16 protein-coding genes and 1 tRNA gene are annotated in these 25355 nt (G+C 71.9%); 10 read left to right on the top strand and 7 right to left on the bottom strand.

Annotation, left to right across the window (positions count from 1 at the left end; all coding sequences use genetic code 11):
* Nucleotides 1-122: 122 nt before the first annotated feature.
* From mfd to ACZ4IF_RS32160, 3 genes are all read right to left on the bottom strand, one after another.
* Nucleotides 123-3653, bottom strand: a complete 3531-nt coding sequence (gene mfd / locus ACZ4IF_RS32170) for a transcription-repair coupling factor (RefSeq protein WP_467569185.1) — start codon at nt 3651-3653, stop codon at nt 123-125.
* Nucleotides 3654-4455: 802 nt separating this feature from the next.
* A complete protein-coding gene (locus ACZ4IF_RS32165; protein WP_467569182.1) occupies nt 4456-7023 on the bottom strand; it encodes an ABC transporter permease in 2568 nt (855 codons plus the stop codon).
* Nucleotides 7020-7808 carry an ABC transporter ATP-binding protein gene (locus ACZ4IF_RS32160; RefSeq protein WP_095934847.1) on the bottom strand — a complete coding sequence of 263 codons (789 nt, stop codon included), beginning with the start codon at nt 7806-7808 and terminating at the stop codon, nt 7020-7022. The genes ACZ4IF_RS32165 and ACZ4IF_RS32160 overlap by 4 nt, the downstream gene beginning before the upstream one ends.
* Before the next feature lie 436 nt (nt 7809-8244).
* On the opposite strand from ACZ4IF_RS32160, the gene ACZ4IF_RS32155 reads away from it, so the two are divergent.
* The 3 genes from ACZ4IF_RS32155 (at nt 8245) to ACZ4IF_RS32145 (ending at nt 12395) form a co-directional block, all read left to right on the top strand.
* Entirely contained in the window at nt 8245-9756 is a 1512-nt protein-coding gene (locus ACZ4IF_RS32155) for an MFS transporter (RefSeq protein WP_467569387.1), read from the top strand.
* Nucleotides 9757-10182: 426 nt separating this feature from the next.
* Nucleotides 10183-10764, top strand: coding sequence for a DUF485 domain-containing protein (locus tag ACZ4IF_RS32150; protein ID WP_467569178.1), 582 nt, complete (start codon nt 10183-10185; stop codon nt 10762-10764).
* Nucleotides 10761-12395 carry a sodium/solute symporter gene (locus ACZ4IF_RS32145; protein WP_467569175.1) on the top strand — a complete coding sequence of 545 codons (1635 nt, stop codon included), beginning with the start codon at nt 10761-10763 and terminating at the stop codon, nt 12393-12395. The genes ACZ4IF_RS32150 and ACZ4IF_RS32145 overlap by 4 nt, the downstream gene beginning before the upstream one ends.
* Nucleotides 12396-12503: 108 nt before the next feature.
* Here ACZ4IF_RS32145 and ACZ4IF_RS32140 read toward each other — a convergent pair whose 3' ends face one another.
* The 3 genes from ACZ4IF_RS32140 to ACZ4IF_RS32130 all read right to left on the bottom strand — a co-directional run bounded on the left by ACZ4IF_RS32140 (nt 12504) and on the right by ACZ4IF_RS32130 (nt 17407).
* On the bottom strand, nt 12504-13391 hold the full coding sequence (locus ACZ4IF_RS32140; RefSeq protein ID WP_467569172.1) for a cellulose-binding protein: 888 nt from the start codon (nt 13389-13391) through the stop codon (nt 12504-12506).
* A gap of 301 nt (nt 13392-13692) precedes the next feature.
* Nucleotides 13693-16404 (bottom strand): SUKH-4 family immunity protein, encoded by a 2712-nt coding sequence (locus ACZ4IF_RS32135; RefSeq protein ID WP_467569169.1) that lies wholly within the window; start codon nt 16402-16404, stop codon nt 13693-13695.
* Between the two features lie 7 nt (nt 16405-16411).
* Nucleotides 16412-17407 carry an SMI1/KNR4 family protein gene (locus ACZ4IF_RS32130; RefSeq protein WP_467569166.1) on the bottom strand — a complete coding sequence of 332 codons (996 nt, stop codon included), beginning with the start codon at nt 17405-17407 and terminating at the stop codon, nt 16412-16414.
* A gap of 229 nt (nt 17408-17636) precedes the next feature.
* Between ACZ4IF_RS32130 and ACZ4IF_RS32125 the strand changes: the two genes are divergently transcribed.
* Together ACZ4IF_RS32125 and ACZ4IF_RS32120 are read left to right on the top strand one after the other, a co-directional pair.
* The gene (locus ACZ4IF_RS32125; protein WP_467569163.1) at nt 17637-18140 is read left to right on the top strand and encodes a YwqJ-related putative deaminase; all 504 of its coding nucleotides are present in this window, start codon (nt 17637-17639) and stop codon (nt 18138-18140) included.
* A gap of 67 nt (nt 18141-18207) precedes the next feature.
* Nucleotides 18208-18699, top strand: a complete 492-nt coding sequence (locus tag ACZ4IF_RS32120) for an SUKH-3 domain-containing protein (protein WP_028805926.1) — start codon at nt 18208-18210, stop codon at nt 18697-18699.
* 611 nt (nt 18700-19310) lie between these two features.
* On the opposite strand, the gene ACZ4IF_RS32115 is transcribed toward ACZ4IF_RS32120, so the two are convergent.
* Nucleotides 19311-20639, bottom strand: coding sequence for a sensor histidine kinase (locus ACZ4IF_RS32115; protein WP_467569161.1), 1329 nt, complete (start codon nt 20637-20639; stop codon nt 19311-19313).
* A gap of 439 nt (nt 20640-21078) precedes the next feature.
* Here ACZ4IF_RS32115 and ACZ4IF_RS32110 point away from each other — a divergent pair.
* The 5 genes from ACZ4IF_RS32110 to pth all read left to right on the top strand — a co-directional run bounded on the left by ACZ4IF_RS32110 (nt 21079) and on the right by pth (nt 25325).
* Nucleotides 21079-21149 (top strand) — tRNA-Gln (locus ACZ4IF_RS32110).
* Nucleotides 21150-21287: 138 nt separating this feature from the next.
* Nucleotides 21288-22736, top strand: a complete 1449-nt coding sequence (gene glmU, locus ACZ4IF_RS32105; RefSeq protein ID WP_467569158.1) for a bifunctional UDP-N-acetylglucosamine diphosphorylase/glucosamine-1-phosphate N-acetyltransferase GlmU — start codon at nt 21288-21290, stop codon at nt 22734-22736.
* A gap of 122 nt (nt 22737-22858) precedes the next feature.
* Nucleotides 22859-23833 (top strand): ribose-phosphate diphosphokinase, encoded by a 975-nt coding sequence (locus tag ACZ4IF_RS32100; protein ID WP_345649643.1) that lies wholly within the window; start codon nt 22859-22861, stop codon nt 23831-23833.
* Between the two features lie 217 nt (nt 23834-24050).
* A complete protein-coding gene (locus tag ACZ4IF_RS32095) occupies nt 24051-24641 on the top strand; it encodes a 50S ribosomal protein L25/general stress protein Ctc (protein WP_467569155.1) in 591 nt (196 codons plus the stop codon).
* Between the two features lie 72 nt (nt 24642-24713).
* Complete coding sequence (gene pth / locus ACZ4IF_RS32090; protein WP_467569152.1) at nt 24714-25325, top strand: aminoacyl-tRNA hydrolase; 612 nt, start codon at nt 24714-24716, stop codon at nt 25323-25325.
* Nucleotides 25326-25355 lie beyond the last annotated feature (30 nt).

Here is a 25355-nt window from a genome sequence, read left to right as displayed (position 1 = left end):
GAGCCACGTCCGAGTCGGCCCGCCGCAGGTGTCACGGCCGCAGGCACCCCGGACCGGCGGTCCCGCCCGGCCGTGGCGCCCGCGGCCCGTACGCCACCGGGCCCGTACGCTCCCGCGGCCCCCTACGACCCGAGGACCGACGCCAGGAACTCGCCCGTCCACCCGAGGAGTTCGCGTCCGACCAGCGGCTTGCCGCCGACCTTCGCGGTCTTGGGGCGGGGCACCAGGATCTGGTGGACGGCCGGCTTGATGACCGTCCCGGGATAGAGCCGCTTCAGCCGCAGTTCCTGCGACTCGCGCAACTCCACCGGGGCGAAACGGATGTTGTTGCCCTGCAGGACGATCTCGCCGACCTCGCACGCCCGCGCGAGCATGCGCAGGCCGGCCACGAGGAGCAGGTTCTCGACGGGCTCGGGCAGCTTGCCGTAGCGGTCGACGAGTTCCTCGCGGACGGCCTTGATGTCCTCCTCCGAGTTGGCGGAGGCGATGGAGCGGTACGCCTGGAGGCGCAGCCGCTCACCGGGCGCGTAGTCGTGGGGGACGTGCGCGTCGACGGGGAGCTCGATCTTGACCTCCAGGGGCGGCTCCTCCTCGACACCGCCTTCCAGGGAGGCCCGGTAGTCGGCGACGGCCTCGCCGACCATGCGGACGTACAGGTCGAAGCCGACGCCGGCGATGTGGCCGGACTGCTCGCCGCCGAGGAGGTTGCCCGCGCCGCGGATCTCCAGGTCCTTCATCGCCACATACATGCCGGCGCCCATCTCGGTGTGCTGGGCGATGGTGGCGAGGCGCTCGTGGGCGGTCTCGGTGAGCGGCTTCTCCGGCGGGTAGAGGAAGTAGGCGTAGCCGCGTTCCCTGCCACGGCCGACGCGGCCGCGCAGCTGGTGCAGCTGGGAGAGGCCGAAGTTGTCGCCGCGCTCCACGATCAGCGTGTTGGCGTTCGAGATGTCGATGCCGGACTCGACGATCGTCGTGGAGACGAGCACGTCGTACTTCTTCTCCCAGAAGTCGACGACGACCTGTTCCAGGGTCTGTTCGGACATCTGGCCGTGGGCGGTCGCGATGCGCGCCTCGGGGATGATCTCGCGCAGCCGGGCGGCGGCGCGGTCGATCGACTCGACGCGGTTGTGGATGTAGAAGACCTGGCCCTCGCGCAGCAGTTCGCGGCGGACGGCGGCGCCGATCTGCTTCTCCTCGTAGGGGCCGACGAAGGTGAGGACGGGGTGGCGTTCCTCGGGCGGGGTGGTGATCGTGGACATCTCGCGGATGCCGGTGACCGCCATCTCCAGGGTCCTGGGGATGGGGGTCGCGGACATGGTCAGTACGTCCACGTTCGCGCGGAGCTTCTTGAGCTGTTCCTTGTGCTCGACGCCGAAGCGCTGCTCCTCGTCGACGACGACGAGGCCGAGGTCCTTGAACTTGGTCTCCGACGAGAACAGGCGGTGGGTGCCGATGACGACGTCGACGGAGCCCTCCCGCAGGCCTTCGAGGACGGCCTTGGCCTCCGAGTCGGTCTGGAAGCGGCTGAGTGCCCGCACGTTGACGGGGAACTGCGAGTAGCGCTCGGAGAACGTGCCGAAGTGCTGCTGCACCAGGAGCGTCGTGGGCACGAGGACGGCGACCTGCTTGCCGTCCTGGACCGCCTTGAAGGCGGCGCGCACGGCGATCTCCGTCTTGCCGTAGCCGACGTCGCCGCAGATCAGGCGGTCCATGGGGACCGTCTTCTCCATGTCGTCCTTGACCTCGGCGATCGTGGTCAGCTGGTCGGGGGTCTCCGCGTACGGGAAGGCGTCCTCCAGTTCGCGCTGCCACGGGGTGTCGGTGCCGAAGGCGTGTCCCGGGGCCGCCATGCGGGCGCTGTAGAGCTTGATGAGGTCGGCGGCGATCTCCTTGACGGCCTTCTTGGCGCGGGCCTTGGTCTTGGTCCAGTCGGCGCCGCCCAGGCGGTGCAGGGTGGGTGCTTCGCCGCCGACGTACTTGGTGATCTGTTCGAGCTGGTCGGTGGGGATGTAGAGGCGGTCGCCGGGCTGGCCGCGCTTGGCGGGGGCGTACTCGACGACGAGGTACTCGCGGGTGGCGCCCTGGACGGTGCGCTGCACCATCTCGATGTAGCGGCCGACGCCGTGCTGCTCGTGGACGATGTAGTCGCCGGCTTCGAGGGTGAGTGGGTCGATGGTCTTGCGGCGGCGGGCGGGCATGCGCGCGCCGTCCTTGCCGGCCGCCTTCTGTCCGGAGAGGTCGGTCTCGGTGAGGACGGCGAGTCTGAGCGCGGGGTCGACGAAGCCGTAGTCGATGGAACCGCAGGAGACGTGGACCAGGGACGGGCTGATGTCGGTCAGCTCGGTGTCGAGGCGGGCGGCGATGCCTTCGCCGCCGAGGACCTCGACGGTGCGGGCGGCGGGGCCGTGGGCCTCGGTGACGAACACGGTGCGCCAGCCGTCGGCGAGCCAGCCCTTGGTGTCGGCGAGGGCGCGGGCGGTGTCGCCGCGGTAGGTCTCGGGGGCGTGCATGCCCAGCTTGAGGGTGTCCGCGTCGAGTTCCTCGTCGGCGGCGAACGGGGACACCGACCACCACATCATGTCCAGTTCACGGGCGCGGTCCCGTACGTCGGCGATGGACCACAGGGATGCGGCGCCGACGTCGATGGGGGCCTCGCCGCCGCCGGCCGTCGCCGCCCAGGACGCCTGGAGGAACTCCTGGGACGTGGCCACGAGGTCGGCGGCCCGGGTCCGGACGCGCTCCGGGTCGCAGACGACGGCCATGGAGCCCTCGGGCAGCACGTCGAGGAGGAGCTCCATGTCGTCGACGAGGACGGGGGCGAGGGATTCCATGCCCTCCACCGCGATGCCCTCGGCGATCTTGCCGAGGAGTTCGGCGAGCTCGGGGTGCGCCTCGGCGAGGGCCGCGGCGCGCTGCCGTACGTCGTCGGTGAGGAGCAGTTCGCGGCAGGGCGGCGCCCACAGGCCGTGTTCGGCGACTTCGAGGGACCGCTGGTCGGCGACCTTGAAGTAGCGGATCTCCTCGACGTCGTCGCCCCAGAACTCCACGCGCAGCGGGTGTTCCTCGGTGGGCGGGAAGACGTCGAGGATGCCGCCGCGGACGGCGAACTCGCCGCGCTTCTCGACGAGCTCGACCCGAGAGTACGCGGCTGCCGCGAGCGCCTCGACGATGTCGCCGAGGTCCGCGGTCGAGCCGGTGCGCAGGGCGACGGGCTCCAGGTCGCCGAGGCCCTTGACCTGGGGCTGGAGCACGGAGCGCACGGGGGCGACGACGACGGAGACGGGGCCGGTGTCGGGGTCGTCGGTGCGGGGGTGCGCCAGGCGGCGCAGGACGGCGAGGCGGCGGCCCACGGTGTCGCTGCGCGGGGAGAGGCGCTCGTGCGGGAGGGTCTCCCACGAGGGGTACTCCACGACTGTCTCGGACGGCAGGAGGGAGCGCAGGGCGGCGGCGAGGTCCTCGGCCTCCCGGCCCGTCGCGGTCACCGCCAGGACGGGGCGGGCGGCGTCGCGGGCGAGGGCCGCGATCGCGAAGGGGCGGGCCGCGGGCGGGCCGACCAGGTCGACGTGCATGCGGTTGCCGTCGGTGGCGGCCTTCACCGCTTCCGCGAGGGCGGTGTCCTTGACGACGGCGTCGAGCAGACCGTGCAGGCTCATGAAGGGCTTCCATCCCAGGGTGGGCAACGCGAAGGGCCCGACACGTGGGACGGGCCGGGGGTCTCCAGCGTACGTCGCCGGGCTGGGCTGTGCCGGGGCTGTGGGCAACGGCCCCGGCGGCGGCCCGGCTCCGCCGGGACGGCGGGGCCTGCCGCAGCGGCGGCCGCGCGGTTGACGCCGGTGCCGTAGTGGCGGCCGGGCTGTGGACGACGGGTCCGGCAGTGGCCTGCCGGGCTGTGGACGACGCCGGTTTCCGGGCCCCGGACGGGGGCCGTTCCGAGCAGCTCGGGGCGCTTCGGCGTGGCCGGTGCCCGTGCCGGGCCCGTGCTCGTGCCGGGCCCGTGCTCGTACCGCTCCGGTGCCCGTGCCGGGCCCGTGCTCGTGCCGGGCCCGTGCTCGTGCCGGCTCCGTGCTCGTACCGCTCCGGTGCCCGTGACGGGCCGGTGCTCGTGCCGGGCCCGTGCTCGTGCCGGGCCCGTGCTCGTACCGCTCCGGTGCCCGTGACGGGCCCGTGCTCGTGCCGGTCCAGTGCTCGTGCCGGCCCGAGTGGTTCTCGCCCCCTCCGCTCCCTCCGCCCCTTCCCGTCCCGCACCCGGGGGCTCCGTCCCCGGACCCCCGGATCGGCCTGGACGGCCTCGTCCTCGAACGCCGGACGGGCTGAGATTCCCCGTTCGCGCCCCGGACCACCGGACCAGCCGAAACCCCCCGTTCGGGAAAGGGCCGAGCCCGGTCAGGAGAGTGGTGTTCTCCGGACCGGGCTCGGCCTCATCCCCCGTGACCCCCGTGCACGGTGGTTGTCGGGTCAGTCGGTGGCGATCGCGTTCAGGACGTTCATCCGGCCCGCGCGGAACGCCGGGATCAGCGCGGCGAACAGGCCCACGAACGCGGAGCCGATGAAGACCCCGATGATGGTCGGCCAGGGAATGTCGAGAACGTTCAGGCCTTCGAGGGCGAGGAGCTTCTGGGCGGTGGCGCCCCAGCCCATGCCCAGGCCCAGGCCCAGGAGTGCGCCGAAGAGGGCGATGACCACGGACTCCAGGCGGATCATGCGGCGCAGCTGGCGGCGGGAGAGGCCGATGGCCCGCATGAGGCCGATCTCCCGGGTGCGCTCCACCACGGACAGGGCGAGGGTGTTCACCACGCCGAGGACGGCGACGATGATCGCGAGGGCCAGCAGGCCGTAGACCATGTTGAGGAGCTGGCCGACCTGGTCCTTCAGTTCCTGCTTGAAGTCCGTCTGGTCGCGCACCTGGTACTGCGGGTACGGCTCCATGGCCTTCTTCAGAGCCGCGTACGCCTCCTTCTCCTGGCCGTCCTTGGCCTTGGCGAACATGATCTCGTTCGGCGGGATGCGGTCCGCGGGCAGGTACTTCTTCATCGTTGCGATGCTGGTGTAGCGGGCCCCCTGGTCGATGGACGTGTCGTCGTCCGTGATCGCGGCGACCTCGAGCTTCGCGGTGGAGCCGTGGTCGAAGGCGACGGTGAGGGTGTCCCCGACCTTGACGTGGTGCTTGGTGGCGTAGTCGGAGCCGACGGACAGGGCGTCCTTGCCGTAGGCGGCCCTCAGCTCGCCGGCGGTGGTCTCGCGGCGCAGGTCGTCCGCGTAGGACGGGTCGGCGGCGGTGATGCCGCTGTCGTCGGTCTTGCCGTCCGGGGAGGTCAGCGTGGCCTTGACGTCCTTGTAGCGGGTGACGTGGGCGAGGCCGGGTGTCGTCTGCATGGCCTTCTCGGCCTGGGGGACGATCCGCTGGTTGCCCTGGACGATGAAGTCCGCGCCGACCGACTTGTCGAGCTCGCTGGTCGCCGAGGCCACCATGGAGGAGCCGACGACGGAGAGACAGGCGACGAGGGCCAGGCCGATCATCAGGGCGGCGCCGGTGGCGCCGGTACGGCGCGGGTTGCGCAGCGCGTTGCGCTCGGCCATGCGTCCGACGGGGCCGAAGGCGCGCAGCAGGACTGCGCTGATCACCCGGACCACTCCGCCGGCGAGCAGCGGGCCGACGATGACGAACCCGATGAGGGTGAGGACCACGCCGGCGCCCAGGACGAGGGAGCCGTCGCTCGCCTTGTCCGCGGTGGCCGCCGCGTAGAGGGCGGCGGCTCCGGCGCCGGTGAGGACCAGGCCGATCAGGCCGCGTACGAGGCCGGCCTTGCCGTCGGCGGGAGTGCCGGCGTCGCGCAGCGCGGCCATCGGGGAGACCTTGCCGGCGCGGCGGGCGGGGAGGTAGGCGGCGAGGACGGTGACGACGATGCCGAGGAGGAGGCCGACGACCGGGGTGGTCGCCTTGACGGTGAGGTCGCGGGTGGACAGTTCCATGCCCATCGACGACATGATCTTCATGAGGCCGACGGCGAGGCCGACGCCCGCGCCGACGCCGAGGATCGAGCCGAACACGCCGAGCAGGGTCGCCTCGACGAGGACGGAGCGGTTGATCTGCTTGCGGGACGAGCCGATCGCCCGCATCAGGCCGATCTCGCGGGTGCGCTGGGCGACCAGCATCGAGAAGGTGTTGATGATCAGGAAGATGCCGACGAGGAAGGCGATACCGGCGAAGCCGAGCATGGCGTACTTGATGACGTCCATGAAGGAGCCGACGTCGCTGCGGTTCTCGTCCGCGGTCTCCTTCTGCGTCTGCACCTTGTAGGTGCCGGCGCCGAGCGTCGCGGTCACGTTCTGCTTGAGGCGCGCGTCGGTGACGCCCGCCGCGGCGGTGACGTTGATGTGGGTGAACCGGCCGGTGGAGCCGAGCAGTTCACGCTGTGCGGTGGCAGTGTCGAAGTAGACGACGGCGGCACCGGGGTTGGTCACCTTGAAGGAGGCGATGCCGACGATCTTCGCCCTGAAGTCGCCGGTGACGGCGATGGTGCGCAGTTCGTCGCCCCTCTTCAGGTGATGCTTGTCGGCGGTGTCGGCGTCGACCATCACCTCGGTCGGTCCGCGCGGGGCACGTCCCTCGGTGATCTCCATCGAACGGAGGTCGTTACGGGTCCAGTTGCCCGCGATCGTCGGGGCGCCGTTGCTGGAGCCCATGTTCTTGTTGTCGCTGTCGACGACGGTGACGTTCATCGAACTGACGGCGCCCTCGGCGGACTTGACGCCGTCCGCCTTCTTCGCCTGCGCGAGCACCGAGGCCGGCATCGAGTCGGGCTTGCCGTTCTGCGGGGTGTCGTCGGACTTGGCGTCCTTCGGCGACACCGTCACGTCGGAGGAGGTGGCCGCGAACAGCTTGTCGAACGTCGTGTTCATCGTGTCCGTGAACACGAGCGTGCCGCAGACGAAGGCCACCGACAGCAGGACCGCCACGGCGGAGAGCGCCATGCGTCCCTTGTGCGCGAAGAAGTTGCGCATCGAGGTCTTCAGGACGGTCATGACGTGCGCCCCCGGGCGTCGAAGTCCTTCATGCGGTCCAGGACCTGGTCGGCGGTCGGCTGGTACATCTCGTCGACGATGCGGCCGTCGGCGAGGTAGAGCACCCGGTCCGCGTACGAGGCGGCCACCGGGTCGTGCGTGACCATCACGATGGTCTGGCCGAGCTCGTCGACCGAGCGGCGCAGGAAGCCCAGTACCTCGGCGCCGGCCCGGGAGTCGAGGTTTCCGGTCGGCTCGTCACCGAAGATGATCTCGGGCCGGGCGGCCAGGGCGCGGGCCACCGCGACGCGCTGCTGCTGGCCGCCGGAGAGCTGGTTGGGCCGGTGCTTGAGGCGGCCGGCGAGCCCGACGGTCTCCACGACCTGGGCCAGCCAGGCCTTGTCGGGCTTGCGGCCCGCGATGTCCATCGGCAACGTGATGTTCTCCAGCGCGCTCAGCGTGGGCAGCAGGTTGAACGCCTGGAAGATGAAGCCGATGCGGTCGCGGCGCAGCTGGGTGAGCTTCTTGTCCTTCAGGCCGGTGATCTCGGTCTCGTCGAGGTGGATCTGGCCGGAGGTGACGGTGTCGAGTCCGGCGAGGCAGTGCATCAGCGTGGACTTGCCGGACCCGGAGGGGCCCATGATGGCGGTGAACTGACCGCGTGCGATGTCCACGTCGATGTGGTCGAGGGCGACGACACGGGTCTCCCCGGACCCGTACGCCTTCACGACCTGCCGCGCCCGCGCGGCAACGGCCGTACGCCCTCCAGTGCCCCCGTGCCTGGGAATGGTCACAGCCGAAGTCACGGTATGTCTCCTATGTCGGTCAGCAGTGGTGTCTGCCGGATCTGGGTGCTGGACGAAGTGCGTCCGGCTACGTCGGTAAGTCTGGTGGTGGCGAGGGCCCCGGCGCTCTGGTGCCCGGCCCAGTCTTCTGCTGGGGAAAACCCCACCCCCGTGGGTGCGGTCCGTACGACCGGACGCGCTCCCCAGCGGCGTAAAGCCAGGTTAAGGACGCATCCCCGCCTGTCTCGTCCTCCGCCGGTACGAACCCTCCCCGACCCCTGGTACGGAGGTACCCCTAGGGGCTCTCCACCCTTCGGTGGACTGTTTCTCGGGGTCAGATCCACCCTCGGGCCCAGTCAGCGTCCACCCTCCCGCGACGTGAGGGTCAAGTGGGAAGCTGTCCGGGGCGGATGGATGCAGGGGGAAAGGAATCCGGGTGGGCCAGGGAGAGACGCAGATACCGGCCGCACGGCCCGCGGGCACGCCGGCCGGCGCACCGGGAAACGGAACGCGCGGGCGCCGCGCCGTGGTCGCCGCCCTGATGCTGGCGATGGCGCTGGCCGCGCTCGACTCCACCATCATCTCCACGGCGGTCCCGCAGATCGTCGCCGACCTCGGCGGCTTCTCCGTGTTCTCCTGGCTGTTCTCCGGCTACCTGCTCGCGGTGACGGTCACGCTGCCCGTCTACGGCAAGCTCTCCGACACCTTCGGCCGCAAACCCGTCCTGGTCGCGGGCTCCGTCCTCTTCCTGGCGGGCTCCCTGCTGTGCGCCACCGCCTGGAACATGGGCGCGCTCATCGCCTTCCGCATCGTGCAGGGCCTGGGCGGCGGTGCCCTGCAGGGCACCGTGCAGACGCTCGCCGCCGACCTCTACCCGCTCCAGGAACGTCCCAGGATCCAGGCGAAGCTGTCCACCGTGTGGGCGACCTCGGCGGTCGCCGGGCCCGCGCTGGGCGGAGTCCTCGCGGCCTACGCCGACTGGCGGTGGATCTTCCTCGTCAACCTGCCGATCGGCGCGCTCGCCCTGTGGCTGATCGTCCGTCACCTGCACGAACCCGTACGCGAACGGGACACCGCGCGACGCCCCCGCATCGACTGGGCGGGTGCCCTCGCCGTCTTCGCCTGCGGCGGTGTCCTGCTCACCGCGCTGGTGCAGGGCGGCGTCGCCTGGGACTGGCTGTCCGCGCCCTCCCTGGCCCTGTTCACCGCCGGCCTCGCCCTGATCGCCGTCGTCGTCGCCGTCGAGCGGCGCGCCGCCGAACCGATCATCCCGGGCTGGGTGTGGCGCCGGCGCACCATCGCCGCGGTGAACCTGGCCCTCGGCGCGCTGGGCCTGCTCATGGTCGCGCCCACCGTCTTCCTGCCCACCTACGCGCAGGCCGTCCTCGGGCTCGCCCCGATCGCCGCGGGCTTCGTGCTCTCGGTGTGGACGCTGAGCTGGCCGGTGTCCGCGGCGCTCAGCCAGCACGTCTACCGGCGCATCGGGTTCCGCAACACCGCGATGCTCGGCATCGGCACGGCGACCCTCCTGCTGCTCGCCTTCCCCTTCCTGCCCTGTCCGGGCGAGCCGTGGCAGCCCGCGCTCCTCATGCTGCTTCTCGGCGGCGCCCTGGGCCTGTTCCAGCTGCCGCTGCTCATCGGCGTCCAGTCCACCGTCGGCTGGGCCGAACGCGGCACGACGACCGCCTCCGTCCTTTTCTGCCGGCAGACCGGACAGACCGTGGGCGCCGCCCTGTTCGGCGCCGTCGCCAACGGGGTGCTCGCCGCGCGGCTCGGCGGCGCGGGCGACCTCGACTCGGTGACCCGCGCGCTGGACTCGGGCGCGCCCGCCGAACACCTGCGGCATGCGGTCGCCGACGCCGTGCACGCCGTCTACCTGGGCGCGGCCTGCGCCGCCGCCCTCGCCTTCCTGGTCGTGCTGTTCGTCGCGCCGCGCCGCTTCCCGGTGCTGAAGCCCCCCACGGAGTGAGGGCCGCCGCGATCCGCTCCCGCGGACGGCCGGTGCGCACGGGCCGCGATCCGCCGCGCGGACGGCAGCCGGTCCACACGGCACGGCGGACCGACCGACCGGCGGACCGACGCACACAACACCGGCACGGCGCCCACACCATCGGCACGGCGCGGGCGACCTGGCTCCCCGGCCCGGCCGGACGGGCCCGCATCCGCTCCCACCAGCGGCAACACGGGCATCAGCGGTGCCTTCGTGTACCCCGAGTCCAGGCACTCACACCCCTGTGAACGCGGGTAACACCCCAGGTCACCGAAGCAAGCGCATACCGACCGCTCAGTTTGGTGAAAGTGCAGCGCATCCGGCATACCTACGAGTAGCGTGCGCTGCTCACCCCCCAGCTCCCTGCGGTCCGCACCGGACCCGAGCCACGCAAGGAGAAACGGGATGCCAGACGCGTTCTCGTCCCCCGAGTACCAGCCGCCTCACCCACGGCCGTTCCCCACACCGGCCGAGCCCCCGTACCAGCCCCGCCACCAACGGCCCCGGTCCGCCCAGCCGCCCACCACCCAGCCGACGTCCCCGCAGCAGCCGCAGTACCCGCCGCACCCGCAGCACACACCGCACCCGAACAGCGTCTCCCCCGCCCACGTCACCTACCCCTGGCAGCCACCGCCGGCCAGACCCGCACCCGAACCCCGGCGCATGCCGCGCCGTCAGGCTCTGGGACACCACAGCGACATCAGACTGCTGCGCGGCGCCTACCGCTGGCAGCGGCGCGTGGCGACCCTGACCGCGCTCGGCTATTTCGTCCTCTTCCTCATCCTGTCCGCGTTCGCCCCGTCCCTGATGACGAACACGGTCTCCGGCGGACTGTCGACCGGACTGCTGCTCGGGCTGCTCCAGGTCCCCGTCACCTGCCTGGCCATCGGACTGTACGAGTACACGGCCCGCCGGACCGTCGACCCGATCGCCGACCGGATCCGCAAGCAGACCGAACTGGACGCGCGGCGGGAGGCGGCCCGATGACCGGCTTCAGCAGTTCCGCACAGGCCATGTCGCTCGTCGCGTTCACCTCGGTGGCCACCATCACGCTCCTGCTGTGCGTGATGACCGGACCCGACCGCGACGACCTCGACGAGTTCTACACCGGATACGGGTCGATGTCGCCGATGCGCAACGGACTCGCCATCGCCGGTGACTACATCTCCGCCGCCACCGTCCTCGGCACCAGCGGCATCATCGCGCTCACCGGCTACGACGGTGTCGTCCTCGCCCTGAGCACCGCGCTCTCCCTGATGCTGCTGATGTTCCTGCTGGCCGAACCCCTGCGCAACGCGGGCCGGTTCACCATGGGCGACGCGCTCGCGCGCCGCATGCCCGGCCGCGCGGTCCGCATGACCGCGTGCGCGGTGACCCTGATCGCGCTGCTCCCCCTGATGCTGGTCCAGCTCGCCGGGGCCGGCGACCTGCTCGCCTTCATCCTCGGCTTCTCCAACGACTCCCTGAAGACCGGCTGCGTCATCGGACTCGGCGCACTGATGATCAGCTACGCGGCGATCGGCGGGATGAAGGGCACCGCCCTCATCCAGATCATGAAGATCGTGATGCTGCTCGGATCCGGCACCGTCGTCGCCGCCCTCATCCTGCACCGCTTCGACTGGAATCCCGGAGCCCTGCTGGCCGCGGCCGGCCACAACAGCGGCGTCGGCTCCGCGTTCCTGCGCTCCGGCCTGGAGTTCGCGGGCGGCACCAGCCCCCGCCTGGACATGATCACCTCGGAGCTGACCGTCGTCCTCGGCGGAGCCTGCCTGCCCCACATCACCATGCGGATGTACACCGCGAACAGCGCCCGGCAGGTACGCCGCTCGATGTCCTGGGCCGTGCCCTGCGTCGCCCTGTTCGTCGTCGTCATCAGCGTCATCGGCTTCGGTGCCACCGCCCTGATCGGCCGCAAGGTGATCGCCGCCGCCGACCCGCAGGGCAACACGGCCTATCTCCTCGGCTCCCGCGCCGCGTTCGGCCCCGATGTGTCGACGGCGGAGACCCTCCTGTTCACCACGGTCACCGCGGCGATCTTCCTGACCCTGCTGGCCTCCGTCGCCGGAATGATCCTGGCCTGCGCCAACTCGCTCGCCCACGACGTGTTCGCACGCGGCGGGCTCTTCCGCACCCGCCGCCACGACGACGAGATGTCACCACGTCACGAGATGCTCCTGGCCCGCCTGTCCGCCCTCGCGGTCGGCGCGGGGGCCATCCTGCTCGCCACGCTCGTCCAGCACCACAGCCTGCAACCCCTGATCACGCTGTCGTTCTGCCTCGGCGCCTCCGCGATCGCGCCCGCCCTGGTCTACAGCCTGTTCTGGCGCCGCTACACCCGAGCGGGCCTGCTGGCCACCCTCATCGGCGGCACCCTCACCGTCCTCGTCCTCATGCCGGGCACCAACCTCGTCTCCGGCTCCCCCACCTCCGCGTTCCCCGACGTCGACTTCAACTGGTTCCCGTTCACCACGACGGGCATCGCCTCCATCCCCCTGGGCTTCGCCTACGGCTGGCTCGGCACGGTGGCCTCCGGCCGGAAGCAGTCCGACGAACAACGCCGCCAGTACGAAGCGGTGGAGGGCTGGATCCTGGCAGGAGCGGTACGCAGGCGAACCTGACACCGCCCCGCCGACTAACCGGCCGGACGTCCCGACCGAGACGGGTGGGTGGGTGGGAAACCCCGCCGCGGAGCGGGCAACCCGGTGGACAGCGGCCCCTCTCGGGGGCTACTCCGCCGGGGCCCGCCCCGTCAGAGACGTCAGACTCGTCTGCACCTGGTCCATCTGCGCCCGCACGTCCTCCCACCGCTCCCGGTGCTCCCGCAGCACCCGCTCGGTCTCCCGGGCGACCTGCTCCTCACTCACCCGCGCCTCGGCGAGCACCTCCGCGGCCCGTCCCGCGGCGTCCTCCTGCCGACGCCGTGCGCACTCCTCGGCCTCGGCGAACTCCCGCACCGCCTCGGACAGCGCGGCCTCGGCGCGCACGACGAGTGCGACGTACCGCGCGTCGAGCTCGGCCTCCTGCTCGACGGCCTCCCGTTCGGCCTCTGCCCAGCGCTCGGCGTGCACCTTCTCCTGCTCGGCGAGCAGTTCCTGCGTGCGCTGCCGCACCTCGCGCAGCGCGGCCAGCGCCGCGCTGCGGCGCTCCTTGATGTCGCGCCGCGCGGAGATCCGCGCCTCGTCGGCCTCGGCACGGGCGGCGAGGAGCCGCTCCTGGGCCTGTTCCTCGGCCACGCCACGCACCTCGTAGGCATACGCCTGCGCGGCCTCGCGCAGCTCACGGCCCGTCGCCTCCGCGTCGTCGACGAGCAGCCGGGCCTCGCCGAGCGCGTTCTCCCGCACCGTCCCGGCTTCCGCGGTGCCGAGTTCGAAGATCCGGCGCGCGCCCTCGCCGAGCGTCTCGTACGTCTGCGGGGCCAGCCCTGCCACGGTCTGCCGCAGCCGTCGGACCTCCGCGTCCATCTCCTTGGCCAGCACGGTCAGCCGGGCGGCCCGTTCCCAGGCGGTGTCGCGGTCGCGGGAGAGGGCCGCCGCATAGGCGTCGACCTGGTCGGGACGGTAACCACGCCCCCGTACGGCCTTGAAGCCGTACGGCGACCCCGATGCGCTGCTCATCCTTGGACCCCTTCTCCGCCCGGAGCACCCGGGACGACGGTCCCGGAATGCAGATTTCGCGCAAATCATTGATTTTGCGGACATCTTGATGGATCGCACGGAAGTGTTCATAACGCGACACTCCGCCCACCCATTCGGTCGGAGATGAGCTCTTCGAGGTCAAAAACAGAAGCTCCGCTGTCATCGGGCGCCCCGCGCAAGCCCTGTTCGGCCGGGAACGACGAAGGCGTCCGACCCGTCGAACGGGTCGGACGCCTCGATCACGCAGGGCGGGCGCGTACGCGCCCGTACCCCCGACGGGCTACAACAGGCCGTCCCACATCTGCTCCAGCAGGACCGACCACCAGCTCTCCGGCGAACCGAGGGCCGCCGGGTCGAGCGAGGCGAGCTGGGCCTGGAAGTCCACGGTCCAGCGGCCCGCCTGCTCCTGGTTGAGGCCGAAGCGCAGCCGCCACATCCGGCCGAGCAGGGCGAGGCAGCGCGCGAACTCGGGCAGCCCGCTGTTCACGAACTGCGGCGGCACGGGAGCGCCACCCGGCCCGGCCTCCACCGGCACCGCGACGATGTTCGCCGTGCCGTACTGCACACAGATCGCCTTGCCGAAGTCGCTGCCCATGACGAGGTACGAGCCCGCGTCCGCGGCCGGCTGCACCCCGCGCTCCTGCGCCAGCTCGGCGAGCGTGGGCACCGGGCGGCCCGGCTGGGCCTGCGCCCAGAAGAACGGGCCCATGTCGACCGGGAGTCCGGCCACGACGAGGGTGTGCGCGACGATGTTCGGCACGCCCTGCCGCGACACGGCGGCCTGGTCGAACCGGAACACGCCCGGCCCGAACGCCGCCGCCAGCTCCTGCCCGATCGCCTCCGGTGGGACCGGCGGCGCGGGCTGCACCGGCGGGATCGGCGCCCGCACCGGCGCCGGGCGCGCGGGACCGTCCGCGACCTGGTGCAACTCACCCTGGTGCGCGAGGAGTTGCTGCATGCCCTGCTGCCGGCTCGCGTGATCGGTGCCGTACGGCGCGATGCTCGTGATCCGTGCCTGCGGCCAGCTCTCCCGGATCATCCGCGCGCAGTACGCGCCCGGCAGCTCGCACGACTCCAACTCCGTGTGCAGTTCGAGCACTTGCTGCGGCGGCACGTTCATCGCGCGCAGCTCGTGCAGGATCTGCCACTCCGGGTGCGGCGTACCCGGCGCGGAACGCCTGATCAGCTGCTGCTCGGAGCCGTCCTGCGCGCGGTAGCGCAGCACGGCCTGGTAGCCGGGACCGACGGTCGGCTGCCCCGCCTGGGGGTAGCCGTACGCCGGGGGCTGCTGGCCGGGCAGGGGCTGCGGGGCGCCCGGGGGCATGCCGGGGGCCTGCGGGGGCTGCGGCGCACCGGGGCCGCCGACGGGAGGACCCGCGAGCATGGTCGCCGCGTGATGCACACCGCCCGGAGGCGTACCACCCGGCTGCCCCGGAGCACCCGGAGCGGCGGGCTGCCCGGGAACACCAGGCGCACCAGGCGGCTGCGGCGCACCCGGACCACCCACAGAAGGACCGGCAAGCATCGTCGCCGCATGGTGCACACCGCCCGGAGGCGTACCACCCGGCGCCTGCGGCGCACCCGGAACGCCCGGCTGCCCCGGAGCACCCGGAACACCAGGCGCACCAGGCGGCTGCGGCGCACCCGGACCACCCACAGAAGGACCGGCAAGCATCGTCGCCGCGTGATGCACACCGCCCGGAGGCGTACCACCCGGCTGCCCTGGAGCACCAGGAACGGCGGGTGCCCCCACAGGACCGGCGGGTCCCTCGGGGCCCTGGGGACCGAGCTGCGACACGAGCTGTGTCGGCACGTACCCGCCCGCCGGGGTCCCCGGGGCACCCGGCCCGGACGGCGGCGGTGTGGCACCCGGCCGCGCACCCGGCACACCGGGGGCGCTCGGCGGATGCGGCGCGCTCGCGCCACCGCCCCGTGCTCCGCGGGCCGGCGGCGACGCCTTGCTGGTGGCGGCGTCCGCGATGTCACCGGCGTTGGGCGGCAGGGGTCGCGACGGCGCGGCGGGCGGAGGCGTGGGCGGGACACCCGCGGCCTGCGGCGCGCCGGGCGGCGGCGTACCGGGAACGGCCGCTCCCTGCGGCGCGCCCGGCGGCGGAGTCCCCGCCCCCTGCGGATGACCGTAGGAGGGCGCGGCCGGCGGAGGCGTGCCCTGCGGTGCACCCTGGCCGCCCTGCGAAGCACCGGACGGCGCGGGCGAGTCGGGGTCGCCGACCGCGGGTGACACAGCGGTACGCGGGAGTTGGCTGCCCCCGGACATCAGGGCGGTCTTGGCGTCCGAAGTCGCCCCGGGCGGCGGGGTGTCGGGAGCGTCGACGTCGGTCAGCGGCGGCGCGAACACGGTCGCCGGCAGCGGTACGGAACGGTCGTCCCCGGCATCGGCGTTGGTGTCGGTCCCGGCCCACGGTGTCGCGTCGGCCGGCGCACCCGCCGGCACGGCGTCCCGCGGCGGGGCAGGCTCGTCGGCCGCCGCGGCGGGCCACGGCGTCCCCGCACCCGGCGTCGACGGCGCACCGGGCGCGGAAGCGGCGGCCGGCCGGCCCCCCGCCCCGTCCGACCCCTCGGGGCCACCGGACCCGACGGACCCCGAACGCCGGTCCGGAATACCCAGCTTGTCCGCGGCTTCCTGCAGCCACTCCGGCGGGCTCAGCAGGAACGACGTCTGGTTCAGGTCGACCCGGGCCAAAGGCGCCGGTGCCGGTTCCGGGGAGGCGTCCGCCACCCCGTACTCCTCCTCGAACCGGCGGATGACCTCGCCCACCGGCAGCGCGGGCCACAGCGTCGCCTCACCGCTGTCACGCGCGATGACCAGCCGCTGGGCGCCCCCGTCGGAGCGGGGGCCGTCGGCGCGGTCCTCGCCCCACACCACGAAACCGAGTTCGAACTCCCGCACCCGCACCTCACGGTGCTGGTACGCGGCCACGTCCCCGTTGATCCACTCTTCCGCGCGCTCCTGCGCCTGCGCGAAGGTCACCATCGGACGTTCACTCCCCCACCGAAGACACTGAAGAGACGGGCACGGCGCGTGCGAAACCGCCGTCCACCATCAGGTTCGCCACCGTCTGGAGCTCCGGCGGATTGCCGGCGAGCCGGGACAGGAACTGGTCGAAGTCCGCGCCGCACGGCAGCAGCAGACGCTGCACCCGCTCGGCCGGCGGCCAGGCGTCCTGGTCACGGGCGTCGTCGTACGCGCAGAACCAGACCGAGCCGATCCCCTCGCCCTTCACCTTCACCGCCAGCAGACCGCCCTGCACGAAACCGACGCCCAGGTAATCCTTGGTCAGATGGTCGCGCAGGCACTTGTTGACGTAGACGAGGTCGTTGACGGCGGCCTCGTCGCGCACCGTGAAGAACGGCTGGTCCACCAGCAGTCCGAGCTCCGCGTCGAGCGCGGCACCCACCGGAGCGCAGCCGCCCGCCGCCTTCAGGAACGACCGGTACGCGCCCGGCAGCCGGTACCCGAGGTCCTCCTCGACGCCCAGCACCTGCTGTTCGGTCACCGCGACCGACGACTTCGGCAGCCCGAAGTGCGCGGGACGGGTCTCCTGCAACGGCCGCGTGCCCCGCTTGTCGTGGTCGACCATGGCGGTCGCGATGCCGCCGTGGTGCCGCAGCAGCGCCTTGACCTCGACCGGTACGAGTTCGAGCCGCCGGGTGCCGACCACGTGGTGCCAGGTCCAGCCGTGCGGGGTGGCCACCGCCGGGATCGTGTCCCACAGTTCATGGCCGGTCGCGGCCAGCGCGGCGTTCGCGGACACGTAGTCCGTCAGCCGCAACTCGTCGACGCCGAAGCCCTCCGGGGGCTCGGCGATCTCCGCCGCGGCACGCGCGTAGAGCGAGAAGTCGGGGTAGCCGTGCGCGTCGACCCGAACGCCTCTGGGGTGGCGAGCGGCCCGGACCGGGTCCGGGAAATGCACGACCTGCCCGGCGTAGGCCGCGTTCGGCGGCGCGGCTTGCTGCCCGAGCCGACCTGTCGTCATGGCGGTTGCCCCCTGCGGCGTTCTCAGTAGCTGGATGGATCGCGGATGTCGACAGCCTATGCGGTTGTACGACACCGGTCACCGGGCCTCCGGTTCCGTGACCTGCCGTCACCCCGCCGTGACCGTACGACGAAGCCCGGGCGTGTCGCACCGCCCCAGCTTCCGCACCCGCCACGCCATTTGGCAGTCTGTCTCCGCACCGGGGGATGCATGGGAGGGAAGAACGATCATGAACGCGACGCATACGGGCACGTCCGGGGACCCTCGGGTCGGCTGGAGCAGCGCCGAGGCGCCTCAGGCCCCCGCCCTCCTGCACCGCCGCGACGGAATACTCCCCACCGTCGCCGCCGCGCTCTCCGTGCGCGGCGCCACGCTCACCGGGACGGCGGCCCGCGGCGACCAGCCACCCGCGCTGCATCCCCTCGTCCAGGACTTCCTCGACACCCTCACCAGCACCCAACGCGACCGTTACACCGGCCGCTGCGCCGAGGCGATCCTCATCTCCCGGCACATCGCGTCCGTCGACGCCACCCGCAGCAAACGCGCGGCACGTAAGCCGATGACCAACGGCGAGGCACGCAAGGCGCTCAAGCAGGCCAAGCTCACCGCCCGGCGCATCCGGGAGGACGGCGACCCGCTGCACGGCAGCTTCGCCGAACCGTGCCGTTCCTGCACAGCGCTCAGCGACCACTTCGGCGTCCGCATCGTCGACCCGACGACGCCGGACGAGTGAACTCCGTCACCCCGTACGACGGCGTCCCCCCACGCCGATGTCCCGACCCTCGACGAACGAAGGGCAGATGCACGCCGACCGCTCCTCCACACGCTTCTCCGTCCCCGTGGACGCCGCGCTCCGCTCCGCGGGGTGGCAGCCCGGACGCTGGGACATAAAGCAGGCCGAGTACTGGGCCGACGCGCTGCGCGGGCACGAGTCGCCCGCCGGGCACCGGCACACCGTGTTCCCGGCCGCGGTGGAGGCTTGGGCGGAGTTCGGGGGCCTGCGGGTCGCCGCGTCGGGGCCGGGCCGGCAGCTCGCCCCTGCCGCGCTGCATCTCGACCCGCTGCACGGGCTCCACATGGCGCGCACGCTCGGTGATCTCGGGCGTGCCCTGGACACCGAGGTGTGCCCGCTGGGCGAGGAGGCCGACTCGCGTGCCCTCCTCGCCATCGACGCGGAGGGCCGTGTCTACACCCTGGACCACACCGGGGACTGGTACCTCGGCCCCGACATCGACACCGCCCTCACCACCCTGCTCTCCGGCACGGAGCCCACCCGCCTGACAGCCGTGTAGCCCCCGGGCTCCGCCCCCACACCCCCGATCGGCCTGAACGGCCTCGTCCTCAAACGCCGGACGGGCTGGAAGCTGCGCCCTCCGCTCCCGGGCGGGACGGGCGGGGTGGGGCCCACCGGCACTCGTAAGCCACCCGGCACCGGGCCAGATCGGCCTGGACGGCCTCGTCCTCAATCGCCGGACGGGCTGAAAGGTGGCTCTCTGCCCTCAAAGCGGGACGGGACAAGAGCTAGCGCCGGACGGCCCGGGAGCCGCCGCCGGACAGGCTGGAGAGGGAGCCGGACGGGAGCCAGCCTCGGACGACCGCCCGGGAGCTGTCGCCGGACGGACTGGAGAGGGGACCGGACGGGCTCAGGGGTGCCCTGCCCCAGAGGCGTGCGGGAACCCGCGATGAACGCACCCGCAGTCGCCCACTCACCGAAGGGGCCGTGCCGGTGAATCACATGCCCGTTGCGGACGGCGCCACCCGCCCACCGAGGTCCTACCAGCACCGCCCCGCACAAGGGCTGCAACGGGCGGATCACCGGCACGGACCCGACCCACCCACCGGACGGGCGGCGAAGCGGCCACCGGACAGGCAGCGAATCGGCCCGGCCCGGCGGACCCGACGCCTAGGCCGGGATGACGGCCGACACCCGGAACCCGCCCGCATCCGTGGGCCCCGACACGAACACACCCCCCAGAGCGGCCACCCGCTCCTTCATCCCCAACAGCCCGTTCCCCCCGCTGGGCAGCCGCACGGACGACACGTCCCCCGGCTCCGGCGGGCACTCGTTCTCCACCTGCATGGCGATCTCCGAGACCCGGTGGGCGAGCCGGACGTGCGTCTTCGCGCCCGCCGCGTGCTTGTGCACGTTCGTCAGTGCCTCCTGCACCACGCGATAAGCGGTCTGCTCCACCGCGGGCGCGTAGTCCCGTACGTCCCCGTGCACCGACAGCTCGACCACCATCCCCGCCGCGGCCGACTGCCCCACGAGCTCGTCCAGCTCGGCGAGACAGGGCCCCTCCACGGAGTCGTCGGCGGCCCGCGACGCCGCCGCCGCGGCCGCCGCCCCCACCGCCGCGAGCGGCACGGGGCGCGCGGGGGGCACCGCCGCGGACGAGGCCCGCGTGTCCGTCCCCTCCCCGGTCCGCAGCACGCCGAGCATCTCGCGCAGCTCGGTCAGCGCCTGCCGCCCCATGTCCCCGACGAGCGCCGCGTTCTTCACGGCCTTCTCCGGATCCTTGCGGGCCACGGCCTGGAGGGCGGCGGCGTGCACGACCATCAGGGACACCCGGTGTGCGACCACGTCGTGCATGTCCCGCGCGATCCGCGTCCGCTCCTCGTTGCGGGCCCACTCGGCCCGCTCCTCGGCCCGCTCGGCGAGCAGCTGGAGCTCCCGCTCCAGCGAGTCCGCCCGCTCCCGCAGGCTCTCCATGAGCCTGCGCCGCGCCCCCACGTAGAGCCCGAGGAGCACGGGCGGAGCGGTCATGCCGATGGCGGTCGTGATGGAGATGAAGGGGACGAACCAGTCCCCCATGGTCACGTCGCCGCGCACCACCCCCTGGTGGGCGCGCACGAACGTGACGATGAGCATGCCCGCGAAGGACATCCCCGCCAGCGCCCCGATGATGCGCCGCGGCAGCTCGGACGCGGCGAGCGTGTACAGCCCGACGAGTCCCATCAGGAACCCCATCTGGGCGGGTGTGATGGCGATGGACACGAGGACGACGGCGATGGGCCACTTCCGCCGCAGCAGCAGCACCGACCCGGCGATCGCCCCGAACGCGACTCCCACCGGAACGGGCAGTCCCGCGTCGTTCGCGAACCGGACTCCTTCTCCCGCGCACTCGGCCGCCGACGCCAGCGCGAGGCCTCCGTCGAGCACCGCACTGCGCCACCTGACCCACCACCACGGCCCGGTCCCGGCCGTGGTGTGCTCTTCCCCCGTCGTGGTCATGTCTCCAGCCTACGGGCGCGCCCCGCCCCTTTTCCGGTGAGTTTCGGCTACTGGCCTACACCACACGGTGAAATCGAACAGAAGCGAAACTCCCCGTTATCCCTCGAACTGCTGAATCGATCACCGTTCGACCGCGGAACGCCACATTCCGCCCGGCCGGTACGTCCCGGGCGTTCCCTCCCGCACAGACCGGACCATCAGCCCCCAGGCCGGACCGCCGGCCCACCCGAGCCGGACCGCCCGCCCACCCGAGCCGGACCGCCCGCCCGCCGGAGCCGGACCGCCCGCCCGCTCGCTCGCTCGCCCACCGAAGTTCACAGAAGTTCGCCGAAGTTCGCCGAAGCGCGCAGTCGCACCGTCGCACCGAAGGCGCCCGGTACGGCATAGTGTTGTCCGCGCACTGCGCCGATCACCCCATACGGACATGGCGCGCGATCCATCCCGGGTCGTCTAATGGCAGGACAAATGGTTTTGGTCCATTGAATGAGGGTTCGATTCCTTCCCCGGGAGCCGGCACCGAGTGGGCCCTGACAGCATCGTCAGGGCCCACTCTCATGTCGCTCCTGATACGCCCCGGTATCCTGCGGATGTCCACACCCCCGAAGACCCCGAAGACCCCGCAGTCATCCGAAGCCGAAGGGCAGTCCCGTGAGCGCCAATCGCCCGGCAGCCGTCGTCGTCCTCGCAGCGGGTGAGGGCACCCGTATGAAGTCGGCCACACCCAAGGTCCTGCACGAACTGTGCGGCCGTTCCCTGGTGGGTCATGTGCTCGCCGCGGCCCGCGAGTTGGAGCCCGAGAATCTGGTCGTCGTGGTGGGCCACGCGCGCGAGAAGGTCACCGAGCACCTCGCCGGGACCGACTCCGGCGTACGGACGGCGGTGCAGGCCGAGCAGAACGGCACCGGGCACGCCGTGCGGATGGGCCTGGAGGAGCTGGGCGGCCAGGTGGACGGCACCGTCGTCGTGGTCTGCGGCGACACCCCGCTGCTGAGCGGCCGGACGCTGCGCGAGCTCGCCGCCACCCACAGCGCCGACGGCAACGCGGTCACCGTGCTGACCGCGGAGGTCCCGGACGCCACCGGCTACGGCCGCATCGTGCGGGACGGCGCGAGCGGCGCGGTCACCGCGATCGTGGAGCACAAGGACGCGAGCGAGTCGCAGCGGGCGATCCGCGAGATCAACTCCGGGGTGTTCGCGTTCGACGGCCAGCTCCTCGCGGACGCGCTCGGCAAGGTGCGCACGGACAACAGCCAGGGCGAGGAGTACCTGACCGACGTCCTCGGGATCCTGCGCGAGGCGGGGCACCGCGTGGGGGCGTCCGTGGCCGGCGACCACCGGGAGATCGCCGGCATCAACAACCGCGTACAGCTGGCCGAGGCGCGCCGGATCCTCAACGACCGGCTGCTCACCGAGGCGATGCTCGCCGGGGTGACGGTCGTCGACCCGGCGACGACGTGGGTGGACGTCACGGTCACGTTCGAGCAGGACGCGATCGTGCACCCGGGCACGCAGCTCCAGGGCGCGACCCACCTGGGCGAGGGCGCCGAGGTCGGCCCCAACTCCCGCCTGACGGACACCACGGTGGGCGCGGGAGCACGCGTCGACACCACGGTGGCGAACGGCGCGGAGGTCGGCCCGCAGGCCTCGGTCGGTCCGTTCGCCTACCTCCGGCCGGGCACGCGCCTGGGCCCGAAGGCCAAGGTGGGCACGTACGTCGAGACGAAGAACTCCTCGATCGGCGAGGGCACCAAGGTGCCGCACCTGTCGTACGTGGGAGACGCGACGATCGGCGAGTACTCGAACATCGGCGCCGCCAGCGTCTTCGTGAACTATGACGGAAAGGACAAACACCACACGACGGTGGGCTCGCACTGCCGCACCGGTTCGGACAACATGTTTGTGGCTCCCGTCACGGTCGGGGACGGCGCGTACACCGCGGCGGGCTCGGTGATCACGAAGGACGTGCCGCCCGGTTCACTGGCCGTGGCCCGCGGCCAGCAGCGGAATATCGAGGGTTGGGTGGCCCGCAAGCGTCCGGGAAGCGCGGCCGCGAAGGCGGCCGAGGCGGCCTCCCGGGAGCAGGACGGCGAAGCCTGACCGGAAACAGGCACGTCTGACACGGCGTACCGTGATAAGTGCACATCCGCACCGTGCACCCGCATCCCCAGCTGAGACCACCTCTCATCACCCAGCTGAGACACCTCTGAGGAGACAGTGCTGTGACCGGGATCAAGACGACCGGCGAGAAGAAGATGATGTTCTTCTCCGGCCGCGCCCACCCCGAGCTTGCCGAGGAGGTCGCCCACCAGCTGGGTGTCGGGGTCGTCCCGACGAAGGCCTTCGACTTCGCGAACGGCGAGATCTACATCCGCTACCAGGAGTCCGCCCGCGGCGCCGACTGCTTCCTGATGCAGAGCCACACGGCTCCGATCAACAAGTGGATCATGGAACAGCTGATCATGATCGACGCTCTGAAGCGGGCCTCCGCGCGGAGCATCACCGTGATCGTGCCGTTCTACGGTTACGCGCGCCAGGACAAGAAGCACCGTGGACGTGAACCCATCTCGGCGCGTCTGATCGCGGACCTGATGAAGACGGCGGGCGCGGACCGCATCCTCACGGTCGACCTGCACACCGACCAGATCCAGGGCTTCTTCGACGGCCCGGTGGACCACCTGTTCGCGCTGCCGATCCTCGCGGACTACGTGGGCGCCAAGGTCGACCGGTCCAAGCTCACGGTCGTCTCGCCGGACGCCGGCCGGGTGCGGGTCGCCGACCGCTGGTGCGACCGTCTGGACGCGCCGCTGGCGATCGTGCACAAGCGCCGTGACAAGGACGTCGCGAACCAGGTCACCGTGCACGAGGTCGTCGGTGACGTGAAGGGCCGCGTCTGCGTCCTGGTCGACGACATGATCGACACCGGCGGCACCATCTGCGCCGCCGCGGACGCGCTGTTCGCGCACGGCGCCGAGGACGTCATCGTGACGGCCACGCACGGCGTGCTGTCCGGTCCGGCGGCCGACCGCCTGAAGAACTCCAAGGTCAGCGAGTTCGTCTTCACGGACACCCTGCCCACCCCGGGCGAGCTGGAGCTCGACAAGATCACGGTCCTCTCGATCGCGCCGACGATCGCGAACGCGGTGCGTGAGGTGTTCGAGGACGGCTCGGTGACGAGCCTGTTCGAGGAGCAGTAGGCCTCGCCCGCACCGGTCGACGGACCGGGCCGGCCCCGGTCCGACCAGATCGATTTCGGAAACGGCCTCCCCGCCGCGTAAGCTGTCACAGTTGCTCGGCGAGGGAGGCCGTTCCGCGTTCGGACGCGGACACGGCGGTCCGTTATCGACGCGCTCTTCGTAGCAGGCCGATGGTTTGGCCGGGTGACCCCATCCCCGAGATCTACGAGGAGTGAAGATGTCCGAGGTCAAGCTCACCGCCGAGACCCGTACCGAGTTCGGCAAGGGCGCCGCCCGCCGCGTCCGCCGCGAGAACAAGGTTCCCGCCGTCGTCTACGGTCACGGCACCGACCCCATCCACGTGACGCTGCCGGGCCACGAGCTGCTGCTCGCGCTGCGCACCCCGAACGTCCTGCTGTCCCTGGACATCGAGGGCAAGAACGAGCTCGCGATCCCGAAGGCCGTCCAGCGCGACGCCATCAAGGGCTTCCTCGAGCACGTCGACCTGCTGCTCGTGAAGCGCGGCGAGAAGGTCACCGTCGAGATCCCGGTCCACGCCGAGGGCGAGCTGGCCGCGGGCGGCAACCTGCTCGAGCACGTGCTGAACACCCTGCCGGTCGAGGCCGAGGCCACCCACATCCCGGAGTCGGTCACGGTCTCCGTCGAGGGCCTGGAGGCCGGTGCCTCCGTCCTGGCCAAGGACATCACCCTGCCGAAGGGCACCACGCTGGCGATCGACGAGGACGCGGTCGTCCTGCAGGTCCTGGCCGCCCAGGCCGAGGAGCCCACCGAGGGCGAGGGCGAGGGCGAAGAGGCCGCCGAGGCCTGATCTCCCCGGAATCTTCATCTGTGTCAGCCGCCGCTTCCACCAGGAGCGGCGGCTGGCGCGTATCAAGGACACATGGGAGACACGGACGTGACGACCGACGCCAACGCCCCCTGGCTGATCGTGGGCCTCGGCAACCCCGGGCCCGACTACGCCATGAACCGGCACAACGTGGGCTTCATGGTCGCCGACCTGCTGGCGGAGCGGATCGGCGGAAAGTTCAAGCGGGCCGGGAAGGCGCAGGCACAGGTGATCGAGGGGCGCATCGGCCCGCCCGGTCCGGCGAACCGCCGGGTGATCCTCGCCAAGCCGATGTCGTACATGAACCTGTCCGGCGGCCCGGTGAACGCGCTGCGGGACTTCTACAAGGTGCCGGTGGCGAACATCGTCGCCGTGCACGACGAGCTGGACATCGACTACGGCGTCCTGCGCCTCAAGCTGGGCGGCGGCGACAACGGCCACAACGGGCTGAAGTCGATGACGAAGGCGATGGGACCGGACTATCACCGGGTGCGGTTCGGGATCGGCCGGCCGCCGGGCCGTATGCAGGTCGCGGACTTCGTACTGAAGGACTTCGCGTCGGCGGAGCGCAAGGAGCTCGACTACTTCGTGGACCGCGCGGCGGACGCCGTGGAGTGCCTGGTGATCGAGGGTCTGGAGCGGGCGCAGTCGACGTACAACTCGTGACGCGCGTCCTCTTCACGGCTCCCGTGACGT

The sequence above is a fragment of the Streptomyces sp. NPDC025784 genome, assembly GCF_055558435.1.
The sequence above is the reverse complement of the archived record's forward strand: the minus strand, read 5'-3'. Positions and strand labels throughout refer to the sequence as shown.

Bases quoted from the DNA above. Each gene is read 5' to 3' on its own strand.
- mfd (WP_467569185.1), bottom strand. From the start codon at position 3,653: ATGAGCCTGCACGGTCTGCTCGACGCCGTCGTCAAGGACACCGCCCTC.
- ACZ4IF_RS32165 (WP_467569182.1), bottom strand. From the start codon at position 7,023: ATGACCGTCCTGAAGACCTCGATGCGCAACTTCTTCGCGCACAAGGGA.
- ACZ4IF_RS32150 (WP_467569178.1), top strand. From the start codon at position 10,183: ATGCCAGACGCGTTCTCGTCCCCCGAGTACCAGCCGCCTCACCCACGG.
- ACZ4IF_RS32145 (WP_467569175.1), top strand. From the start codon at position 10,761: ATGACCGGCTTCAGCAGTTCCGCACAGGCCATGTCGCTCGTCGCGTTC.
- ACZ4IF_RS32140 (WP_467569172.1), bottom strand. From the start codon at position 13,391: ATGAGCAGCGCATCGGGGTCGCCGTACGGCTTCAAGGCCGTACGGGGG.
- ACZ4IF_RS32135 (WP_467569169.1), bottom strand. From the start codon at position 16,404: ATGGTGACCTTCGCGCAGGCGCAGGAGCGCGCGGAAGAGTGGATCAAC.
- ACZ4IF_RS32130 (WP_467569166.1), bottom strand. From the start codon at position 17,407: ATGACGACAGGTCGGCTCGGGCAGCAAGCCGCGCCGCCGAACGCGGCC.
- ACZ4IF_RS32125 (WP_467569163.1), top strand. From the start codon at position 17,637: ATGAACGCGACGCATACGGGCACGTCCGGGGACCCTCGGGTCGGCTGG.
- ACZ4IF_RS32120 (WP_028805926.1), top strand. From the start codon at position 18,208: ATGCACGCCGACCGCTCCTCCACACGCTTCTCCGTCCCCGTGGACGCC.
- ACZ4IF_RS32115 (WP_467569161.1), bottom strand. From the start codon at position 20,639: ATGACCACGACGGGGGAAGAGCACACCACGGCCGGGACCGGGCCGTGG.
- ACZ4IF_RS32095 (WP_467569155.1), top strand. From the start codon at position 24,051: ATGTCCGAGGTCAAGCTCACCGCCGAGACCCGTACCGAGTTCGGCAAG.
- pth (WP_467569152.1), top strand. From the start codon at position 24,714: ATGGGAGACACGGACGTGACGACCGACGCCAACGCCCCCTGGCTGATC.